Consider the following 10400-nt stretch of genomic DNA (forward strand, 5'->3'; position numbering starts at 1 on the left):
GCCGACTACACACAGATACCAACTTCGTATAAAAGCGCTATAAAGACGCTTTGCCCTTGGCGAGCAGCGTTGATTGATCAGTAGTCGGTTGGAGCTCGAGTCCAACTTGCGCCTAATTTCTGACCTATAACTAAAACGCTGTAACCGTCAGTAATTAATAGTCAACAAACTGCCAATGGTCAAATATCCGACGCGGAAAACATTAAAATATTAACGGTAAATAGGAATAACAGAAGTTCGACGCTTTTCGATTGAATTCGAGCGCAAAAAAACAGGGGCGGGAGTAAAAGACGGTTAGATAACGTACTAACGAGAAAAAGATGTGGCAACCCACAGCTTTTCCTCACGGGTGTATAAAGCGGTAAATTTAAAACTCGCGTCCAGCTAAAGGGTTGGAGAGACTAATCGCATGTTCGGGCAAGGCCGATACAATCTGTGCATAAAGTTTTAGCACACGCTCAAGCTCTTCAATTAATCCATTAGTATCGCGCTCTTCGTCCTCGAAGGCTCGATTGAGTCTTTGACCTAGCTGAGCATCCCAGTATCTAACCCTCTCCCAATCACCTTCTTCGAACGCCCTATCTAGCTCACGCCGCGCGCGAACCAGTGCTACATGAGTGACCGACACTAATGACGACATAACAACTCCAACAAGGACACAAGGTTAACTCGACGGGCGCCGACTGAGCTACTTGTTAGAGTAATTCAGCTTGCTCTCCCTTAGTTAGGCTAACGGCCACGGAGAGCAAACCTTTAGAGATCTATTAAGCTGAATGCAAAATTTCTTCGTTGGCAATGCCATCCCAGCCCTGCTTGATATTATCGATCAGTGACCCGACCTCTTGCAGAGCCATCATTTCGTCGTGGTCATCGCACTGTTCCAAACGATTGCTCATATATAAGTAGAGCGTATTAAGGTTCACCGCGATATCGCCGCCAGCCTCTAAGTTCAAGCTAGCGCGCAAACCATTAATAATGCCGATAATTTTACCAACCAAGATAAGTTTGTCTTGTTCATTACCCGACTCAACACAATGTTTGGCCTGTGAAATTCGTTCCATCGCGCCATTTAGCAAAAGCGCTATAACTTGATGGGGGGATATTTCGTTACCCTGCTGCTGCAATACTTTCGCAGCGTTTGTTTGTGCCACAGACATGGCAACCTCCTCGTTTAACACAGATAAAAAATGGCAAAAATTTGCCGGTTTGTTCTAGCGAGAGGGTTAATGCACGTAAGGTGCCAATTTATACATTAAAGCGGAGTGGCGTCGACACTTACAAAATGGGCCGATGTTTGATGAAGTAATTTATAGGTTTTGACGTAATTAGGTAGAGAGGTGTATGGCTGGCAGCGCTTCAACGCGAAGCGCGGGAAATAAAGGGCAAACTAACTTAGCCAATTTGCTTCCATGTGTCGCGCATATCAGTTAGTAGCTTTAAAGATTCGTCGAGCAAAGATAAATCGGCTTTAATATGTGCACGCGCCAAAACACCCTGAATGTAGACGTACAAAGCATCCAGATTTTCGGCAATGTCTCCGCCCTTTTCTGAATCCAAACTCATCCGCAAACCACCAATAATGGAGATGGCGGAATTAATCTTTTTACCGCGAAGCTCAATATTACCGTATTCAATCGCGCCTTTCGCTTGTACGACTCGCTCAATAGCGCCTTGATACAACATATCGATAAGCTTATGTGGAGAGGCAACATTAGCGCTCGCGGTATTGTGGACCTTGGCATAGGAATCTACTGCGAATTGTGCGTTCACGGGACCTCACTTAATAAGTCTAGGTAATAAGATAACACTATTGCTGCACAGCAAAATCTGAACAATCAAACCAACCGAGTCATATCCGCATCGTTAACGGTAGTTGTTCTTAACAGCAATCGCTTCATAGTAACGCTATCGGCGAATAAAATTAAACCTTTAGCGCTAGTAACAAAAAAACTCTTCTGCCTGAGCCTAAATAAAGTCCGGCATAAAACCTGCTAAACCTAGAGCCAACGACTACACTTACCTGAAAATCGTCAAAATAACGACGCGAGCAGCTTATATGTCAAACCCAGATTTACCACAGCCAAACGATCCAATTGCAGAGATTTTGCGCCAAGCAGAGCTAAAACGACTCCAGCTAGTTATGAATGCACAATTTCATAAAAACATGCTGGCATTTCAAAAAGCCGCTCCGGCTATATTTGCGGAATATGTCAATTATCAACCGCAATCACTGCGTCTGAGCTTTAGCCCCGAGGGGCATGTAACCTTAGTAAACGCAACCAATAATAGTGCGATCTATCCAGCTAACCCCAAGGCATTTTGCGAGCAGCAGTTAGCCGAATATAAGGCCTCGCCTTTTTGCTTGCAACTCAACTTCAATAAGTCAGGCATCGCTAACCCAAACTACATACACGCCCCGCTCGTCAACGAGCTACTCGACAGCTACCAAAATCAAGCGCCCGCGAATTCAGACCCGCAAACATCGGACAAGCCAAACCTAGATCAACCTATAGGTTTTATGATTATTGCAGGGCTAGGCTTGGGGTATCACGCCGAGCAGCTGGTCGAGCAACACAATATCGTTAACCTGATGATTGTCGAACCCAATAAAGACAGCTTTTATGCGTCGCTACACACGATTGACTGGGAAGCCATCATCAGCAAACAATCCTTTAACAACAAAAGCCTACGCTTTTGCATTGCCGCCTCAACAGAAACGGCATTTGCCGCGATTAAATTGCTTCCCGATGAAATTGGCTTGCACAACCTAACCAATACCTTTTTGTATTGCCACTTGAACACTGCTCCCATACGCGAATTTAAAAACGCCTTAATCAGTGGATTTCATCAGTTAGCCACAGGGGTTGGGTTTTTTGACGACGAACAAGTCAGTCTCGCGCACACCAACGCTAACCTAAAAAAATCGGTTAAGCTTTTATCGACAAGCAAAACCATAAAGCAAGCATGCCCTGCCTATATCGTGGGCAATGGCCCTTCACTCGACTTGGTTATCGAACAACTCAAAAACAACCGTAATGGCGCCGCGATATTTTCCTGTGGCACGGCCTTAGGCTCATTATATAAAGCCGGAATAAAGCCGGACTACCACATCGAAATGGAGCGAACGCTCAATATTAGAGAATGGATCACCCTCGGTTCAACCCCCGAATTTCGCAAAGGTATTACGTTGCTTACACTCAACACCTGCCCACCGAGCGTAATCGACTTATTTGACGAGGTGATGATTGCGCGTAAACCCAATGACCTTGGTGGCGAACTTATTGGCAACTTATTAAAGTTAGACGAGCCGCCGCTAAGCTACTGCGGGCCAACCGTAAGCAACTGCGCCCTTGCCTACGCAATAGCACTGGGTTACCACGAAGTGTATTTGCTAGGTACAGACCTTGGCATGAAGGCCTCGCATCAGCATCACTCCAACCTTAGCCTTTATAAAGATATCGAACGGGCTCACCAACAGAAGCAACAAAACAAGGTTATTCCGCCCTGGGTAGATGTGGGTACGCATCGCCCCATCCTATCCGATAAAACAACCGAGTTGAGCAATACCAGCGATACAAACGCATCGCCAGAATCGACTCAGGCGGCTGCACCCCAGCCTCCTGCTATGCGCGTAAAAGGAAACAAATGCGATTGGGTTGAAACCACGGTAATTCTTGATACCTGCCGAACCAATATGGAATCACTTATGGGATTGCATCCAGAGATAGAGGCATTCAACCCAAATGATGGTGCTTTTATACAACACGCGAAAACAATCGACGCCCTACCGGGTATCAAAAACACCAAGATACTCGCGGATTTAAGTAAGCACTGTCACGCAATAGATAGCCTAAGCGATAATGCGATACTGAATATTCCGTTGCATGAAACCCTAGATCACATTAAAAAAACTAAAACCTTAGCTAAAACCTCTAGCGAGAACATTCACAACGATCTAGATAAAATCTACGCTAGCTTACGCGTAATAAAAGACAAACAAACCACCACCTATTTACTACTAAAAGGTAGCTTTAATGCCTACTTAGCGATTATCGCCCGCTACACACTCTACTGTAAAAACACTCAGCAACGGCAGCAACGCTACAAAACAGGCGTAAAAGTATTTAGAAAGTTTTTACAGGCGGCGACCAACTCAATTAAGAGTGATCACGATAATTTTGATATATCGGACAATAGAATTACCGATATTATTGCTCCGGAGACCCTCACGAAAAATCAAACCGTAGCGCTTGCAGAGCCGGCCTATACCGCAGATGAATTTAATACCCTCGGTTACACAGGCCCGTTTAAGGTTGATAGCTCTATCATTGCCGATAACATATATAAATCGTATTTAACGATTTCGACCTATCCGAAAACCCTAAATAGACATAACGATATGCCGCCAGTGCAGCAATTTTTATCGTCCTCGGATGTGATAAATGCGATCGCAACATCTTGTGATTGTGAACCACTGGTGTGGGGCTCAGGCTTGCGCTGGCACATAGAGACGCGAACCAGCGGCTGCGCGCCCTATAATCTATTTAGAAACAGGGTTTACAACCCGATAGAATACGGGATCAAAGACGATTACTATCACCTTATGTTTGCGCTTACCGACCACGACAGTAACACCGGCGGGATAGAGATCATTCCGGGCAGCCATAAAATTGAAGTCACCGACACACAAGAGATAAAAGTTGAAGAAATTGATGAGGCTAAGCGCCGTGTCATCTACCCCAAAAAAGGCGAGTTCTATCTTCTGCATACACGTTTACGTAAAATCGAGACGCCACGCCTTTCCAACAACAACGCTGGGGTTAGTCTGATTGCATCATTTGTCGATAAGAAGCGTGGTGTACCTGAATACTTCACAGGTTATTAGCCGCGTTAAAAAAACCCACACACGAACGTTGAGCACAATCACCGGTTAAATAATCAGTATTAGAGAGAACAATAACGTCATGGATATCAATTTTAAATTTGGCCGGAACTGGCAACAATTTTTAGACGAGTCATTCGACCACAAGCGTGTAACGATTGCACAACAGCATCTCTTGAAAACCTTAAGGCTAGAAAATTTAAAGGGTAAAATATTTCTAGATATTGGTTGCGGAAGTGGCATTCACTCTCTTGCCGCCCTAGCGGCCGGTGCCGAGAAAGTCATTAGTATCGATGTAGACCCGCAATCCGTTGCCGCAACCAAAAGCCTCTGGCGTAACGCTGGCAAACCGCGCAACTGGAGCCAAGCCGAAGGTTCTGTGTTAGACGAGGCATTCATGCAAAGCCTACCCAAGGCCGACATCGTATATTCCTGGGGGGTACTGCACCACACCGGCAGCATGTGGGAAGCACTAGACAAGGTAACCATTCCGCTAGCAACAGATGGCATACTCTATATTGCACTTTACGCCTATGAGATGTATCAAAACCCTACGCCGGAATACTGGATAGAAACGAAGCGCGCCTACAATCAAGCAAGCCCAGAGCAGCGCGAAAAAATGGAGTACGACTACGCCTGGGAGCAGGTGCTAAAGCCAGTAGCGGCGAAAGGTGAAAACCCGTTACTCGTCATCAAAGATTATAGTAAAAGTCGTGGTATGGAATTTTGGACTGACGTAAGAGATTGGCTAGGCGGTTACCCGATGGAATTTGCTAAAGCCAGTGACATTGCTCAGCACTTTTATAGACAACACAACATGATAGTTGTCGATATAGTAACGGGAGAAGGCAACACCGAGTTTTTACTTAGGTCGGTTGACTCGCCTAGCGCTGGGCAACACATTACCGACGAATACGACATTATTAATATAAGTGTCGCTACACAGCCTATCGACGGCTTTGGTTACAAAGTTCACCTGCCAGAATATAGTGCATTTGCCGACACCGATGGCGAACACTTTAAATCGCCACTATTAGTCTATGAGAATGGTCTTCTTTTGGGCTTCCCACATGCACGATTCGAATCGATCAACACCCTTGGCGAAGGACGTTTTTGTCACTGGAAAGATAGCCTATTATATTCCAGCTCCGACAATAGTGACCCGCGTATCAATGGCAAAACCTACAGTTTACGCGTACCGAAAAAGTTAGACAAATAACGAGAACGAACTTCAAACGATAAAAACAAAAAGCTAGCCAAACGCCACTTAATGGCTTGGCTAGCTTAGAAAACCCGTTAGCGTCTCCACTGATTGCATTAAATCAAAATTATTTTTCACAAAATCCCTTCCGCGATCCCCCATAGCCTGAGCACGATTTTTATCCTGTAACAGATCGACCACTTTGTTGGCGATTGCCGTAGCGGAATCGTCATCAACGATATAGCCGGTTTCGCCGTCCATTAGGGTTTCTTGTTGTCCGCCAGCCGCTGTAACGACCACAGGCTTTGCCAAGTACTGAGCTTCCAACACGACATTTGACGTTCCCTCTGCACGAGATGTTTGCAAAACAACGTCGCTGCAACTAATAAAGGATGCAACATTTTCTACCGCGCCGACTAAGCTAATCACAGAACCTAACCCCAGCTGTACGCAATAATCGGCAACTACGTCGAACAATGGGCCGTCACTCACTATCAGCACACGCAAATCAGGAATAGATCGTACAACCTCTGCCACCGCATCGACAAACAAAAATGGTCGCTTTTCTTCAGACAGGCGAAACACGCCAACAATAACCTTAGTCGACTCACTAATACTCCACTGCTGTCGCAGTGAAATGATTTCAGTAATGCTTGGCGCTTTAAAGCGTTCGAACTGCACACCATTTTTTAACAATCGAAAACGCGAGTCGCTAACGCCCAACCATTTCGCATAACTTTTATTTCCACGATTGGAATTTCCAGTCATTATCATACGTTGGCGGCCTGCGGTAAGCAGAGATTGATAAATGGGGAAATACCAAGGTTCGTAGAATGAGAAGCTGGTTGGCTGGATGTTACGAAACGAGGTAAGCACCTTAGGTACACCGGCAAGTAATGCTGCAACACCACCAAGACAATTCGAAATATCTAAAAAGCAGACAACTGACCCTGGGTTGTGATGTGCGATAAGATTGTAGACCGGCACTATATCGCGCTGCACCAGCGCTATATTTTGACTGCGTAAATTTAATACTTGCGCACACGCCGCAGCATCTGAAAACAGTTTATTTTCGTCAAGTGCCGCTTCCCCTTGATAGTCACCGACCGACAGCAGCGCAATCCCCTCAGCTTCCAGCATAGGCAGATAATGTCGTGCGGCCCCAACCAAGGGGTAAATAACCGCGAGCTTCACATCATAACCTTGGCGTTTCATTGCGACCATAAGGTTGCACGCCTGTCGTTCTGCGCCGCCGTGAAAAAGCGATGGCAGTATAAACATCACGCTTTCAGTGGTATTTTCTCGAATATATTCTTGGCTAATAAAATGTTTTAGGTTCCGATAAAAACGTCCGTAGAGTGCACGATTGTTCAGCCACTGTTTTGCCTCGGTTAAAAGCGACAAGGCTCGAGCTGGCGTTTGTTTCGAAAACCGACCGCCGCGCTCTAGTAAAAATGGGTCTTCAACTGGCGGCGCCAATTTAAACGGCAACACGGAACTAAGTGTAAACGTGAGATCTCGCAGCGCATTTTTACCGGTGCAGGATTTGACAATATCGTTACTGGAATCATAAAGTAGCGGCGCATACTCCGAACTAGATCCAATTCGCTGAACGCTACTGGGGAAAATATCTTTCCAAAGCAGGTTATCTTTATGAACATAAAGTTTAGTCAGCTTTAGTTCGCGCAATTGCTGATAAGGTAAACCACTCAAACTGGCCCCCAACAGCGCTAGCGAGCGTAACACAAAGGTGCTTTTCGCTAGCTCATGCTTAACAACCGAAATCAAGTCTACACGCCAATCTAGATCCCGGCAGTAAACACCGCTTTGCCAGGGGCAAACGAATGTAATAGTCGGATATTGCTGGCGAACATCCGCCGCGACTTCCGCAAGGGTGAGCACTAACACATGGGCGTTCTCAGGATGCTGGCAATTTACCAACTTTTTCCAAAGTACTATTGATTCTAACTGCGGCGGCGCTACATTATTTTCTAAAAAATAACTGTTGAGGTGTAGCAAACTCCATAGCTTATAGGGCTCAAGATTATTGTTATCTTTAGCTGCCGTAAGCCAGCTATTAAATTTTTCGTGGTCCAACCACCATTGCCGCGCATCGGCGCTGTATTTTAAAGCCTGATCCGGCGCGCCGAATTTATCATTTACAATTTCAGCGGCGTCATTGCCTTGTTGCTCTGCTGCAGTATTCCCACTCAAATCACAACCAAATTCTCGCGCCGAAAACCCCAATAATTGTTGTTCGCCCCACTGCCGTCCCGGTATACCAAACCCGCGTTTAGGCTTGTTAACAATATGCTCGGGCAGATAGCGAAGTGCTAAACGCTTTAATAGAAACTTTCCAGACTCTCCATTCGCCAGCATTTCTGCGGGAAGTGATTCGGCGAACCTTGCCATCTCAATACTTAAGAATGGCGTTCGAACTTCCAAGCCATGTCGCATACTCATCCGATCGACTTTTGCCAAAACCGCACCCGGCAAATAATTTTCGATATCGGTTTTGCGCATACGATCAATCGCGCTAAGCCCACTGCTATTCATGGTCTCACGTAACTCGCGGATATAGGCGTGGGTAGAAGCATCGCTGGCGGGTAAAATTCTGGCTATCTCGGTTTCTGTAAAGGGCAATATCTGGTTGGAGTAGTAGCGATTACCCAAGCTACCGAGGTCACACTCAGCCGCAGCCAAGGCCGTAAAGTAGCGACCATAGCCGCCAAACAATTCGTCTGCGCCATCGCCAGACAACACCACCTTTACCTTGGTACGGGCCAGCTCGCTCAACAATAACGTCGGTAACAGTGAGGTGTCCGCATTTGGCTCGTCTACTAGCTTACCAATATCTTTATAGCGGCTATAAAGATCGGCAGAAATCATATCGCAATGATGAGTAACGCCTAAATACTTGGCAATGACTCGCGCATCTTCATGTTCAGATTCTTGCCAGTTTTCAAAGCCAAGGGTAAAAGCTTGAAGCTTGTGATTAAGTTTTTTAGTTGCCAAGGCCACAACCAATGATGAATCGATCCCGCCAGATAGAAATGCGCCTACGTCTACATCGGCTCGTAATCGTCTTTTGATATTCGTCGCCAATAAGGTTTCTAACTCGTCGACCACATCTTCAACAGGGCGGTGTTGTTCACCGCGACCCGGTAAGAATTCAAAATAACGATGAATTGTTGTTTCACCGTTTGCATTAATCTTTAGCCAATGGCCCGGGCGTAATTTTTTTGCGTCGCGATAGATGGTTTCATCATCCACACAGTACTGGAACATAAGGAAGCGTGACACTATGCCAGCGCTAGACTCGCGACGAAACCCGTCTAATACAGCCAAGGATTTTAATTCAGAGGAAAAGCAAAAATTGCCGTTTAACCAAGTGTAATACAGTGGCTTTTCGCCGAAGGCATCGCGCGCAATAAACAGCTCATGGGTGTAATTATCGTAGATCGCAAAGGCAAACATACCATCGAACTTTAGTAAGCAGGCATCGCCGTAAAACTTATAAGCCTCTAGCAATACCTCACTATCCGATTCGGACGAAAAGCTAACACCCTGAGCCTTGAGTTCGGATCGAATTTCCACATAGTTATAGATTTCGCCATTAAAGCTAAGACTATAACGCCCGCATCGCGAATGCATAGGTTGATGGCCTTGCGGGCTTAGGTCGACAATACTGAGGCGACGATGAGCAAGCCCTAAGCGCGCATCTTGGGAAACCCACTGGCCAAAATCGTCTGGCCCGCGATGCCGAATCTCTGAAGACATTTTAGTCAGCTCGGCGGCAATTCTTTCGGTACTATACTGCCCAGATACGCTTCCACCTGGCTGTAAAATCCCTGCGATACCGCACATATCTACACAAACTCCATAATTTTAAAGGTTGCAAAAATCAACCCAGCCACAATCGTCACCCCAGTTGCAGCAAGCAATATCAATGCGTCCCAAGGGAAGCGCTCGCGTATTCTAATGGTTTGATCGTCATAGTCCTTTATGCGTTCGTTAGGAATGTTAAGCTCAAGCAACTGGCGCCTAATTACAGCGAGTGAAGTACTACTGATCATCACGTAATCGTATTCTAGGGAGGGAATCTCTGCGGCGGATATAATCGGAACACCCTCAAGGAAACTTCCATTTTTTGATGGATCATTATCCGCGATTGCAACTAAATCGAACACTTTCTTATACAGCGGCAACAACTGTCGACCAATTAAGCCACCGCCAAACATGACGACTTTTGCTTTACCACCTCGCGGCCGCGTTTGCTTAGTGTTTGCTTGATGTATGACATCCGCCATATAAATA

7 protein-coding genes are annotated in these 10400 nt (G+C 45.9%); 2 read left to right on the plus strand and 5 right to left on the minus strand.

Annotation, left to right across the window (positions count from 1 at the left end; all coding sequences use genetic code 11):
- Positions 1-367 precede the first annotated feature (367 nt).
- The 3 genes from IDZ20_RS12080 to fliS (IDZ20_RS12090) all read right to left on the minus strand — a co-directional run bounded on the left by IDZ20_RS12080 (position 368) and on the right by fliS (IDZ20_RS12090) (position 1770).
- Positions 368-640, minus strand: a complete 273-nt coding sequence (locus IDZ20_RS12080; protein WP_188151679.1) for a hypothetical protein — start codon at positions 638-640, stop codon at positions 368-370.
- Positions 641-764: 124 nt separating this feature from the next.
- A complete protein-coding gene (gene fliS, locus IDZ20_RS12085) occupies positions 765-1157 on the minus strand; it encodes a flagellar export chaperone FliS (protein WP_188151680.1) in 393 nt (130 codons plus the stop codon).
- Between the two features lie 235 nt (positions 1158-1392).
- Positions 1393-1770, minus strand: coding sequence for a flagellar export chaperone FliS (gene fliS / locus IDZ20_RS12090; RefSeq protein WP_188151681.1), 378 nt, complete (start codon positions 1768-1770; stop codon positions 1393-1395).
- Between the two features lie 286 nt (positions 1771-2056).
- Between fliS (IDZ20_RS12090) and IDZ20_RS12095 the strand changes: the two genes are divergently transcribed.
- Together IDZ20_RS12095 and IDZ20_RS12100 are read left to right on the plus strand one after the other, a co-directional pair.
- Positions 2057-4885, plus strand: a complete 2829-nt coding sequence (locus IDZ20_RS12095; RefSeq protein WP_188151682.1) for a 6-hydroxymethylpterin diphosphokinase MptE-like protein — start codon at positions 2057-2059, stop codon at positions 4883-4885.
- 79 nt (positions 4886-4964) lie between these two features.
- Positions 4965-6101, plus strand: a complete 1137-nt coding sequence (locus IDZ20_RS12100; protein WP_188151683.1) for a class I SAM-dependent methyltransferase — start codon at positions 4965-4967, stop codon at positions 6099-6101.
- 60 nt (positions 6102-6161) lie between these two features.
- Here IDZ20_RS12100 and asnB read toward each other — a convergent pair whose 3' ends face one another.
- Positions 6162-9950 carry an asparagine synthase (glutamine-hydrolyzing) gene (asnB, locus tag IDZ20_RS12105; protein ID WP_188151684.1) on the minus strand — a complete coding sequence of 1263 codons (3789 nt, stop codon included), beginning with the start codon at positions 9948-9950 and terminating at the stop codon, positions 6162-6164.
- Between the two features lie 2 nt (positions 9951-9952).
- Positions 9953-10393: a hypothetical protein gene (locus IDZ20_RS12110; RefSeq protein WP_188151685.1), complete on the minus strand. Its 441-nt coding sequence runs from the start codon at positions 10391-10393 to the stop codon at positions 9953-9955.
- Positions 10394-10400 lie beyond the last annotated feature (7 nt).

It is taken from the genome of Teredinibacter waterburyi (genome assembly GCF_001922985.1).
Lineage (GTDB): Bacteria > Pseudomonadota > Gammaproteobacteria > Pseudomonadales > Cellvibrionaceae > Teredinibacter > Teredinibacter waterburyi.

Excerpts from the sequence above, each read along its gene's own strand:
- IDZ20_RS12080 (WP_188151679.1), bottom strand. The coding sequence starts at position 640 with ATGTCGTCATTAGTGTCGGTCACTCATGTAGCACTGGTTCGCGCGCGG.
- fliS (WP_188151680.1), bottom strand. The coding sequence starts at position 1,157 with ATGTCTGTGGCACAAACAAACGCTGCGAAAGTATTGCAGCAGCAGGGT.
- IDZ20_RS12095 (WP_188151682.1), top strand. The coding sequence starts at position 2,057 with ATGTCAAACCCAGATTTACCACAGCCAAACGATCCAATTGCAGAGATT.
- IDZ20_RS12100 (WP_188151683.1), top strand. The coding sequence starts at position 4,965 with ATGGATATCAATTTTAAATTTGGCCGGAACTGGCAACAATTTTTAGAC.
- asnB (WP_188151684.1), bottom strand. The coding sequence starts at position 9,950 with ATGTGCGGTATCGCAGGGATTTTACAGCCAGGTGGAAGCGTATCTGGG.
- IDZ20_RS12110 (WP_188151685.1), bottom strand. The coding sequence starts at position 10,393 with ATGGCGGATGTCATACATCAAGCAAACACTAAGCAAACGCGGCCGCGA.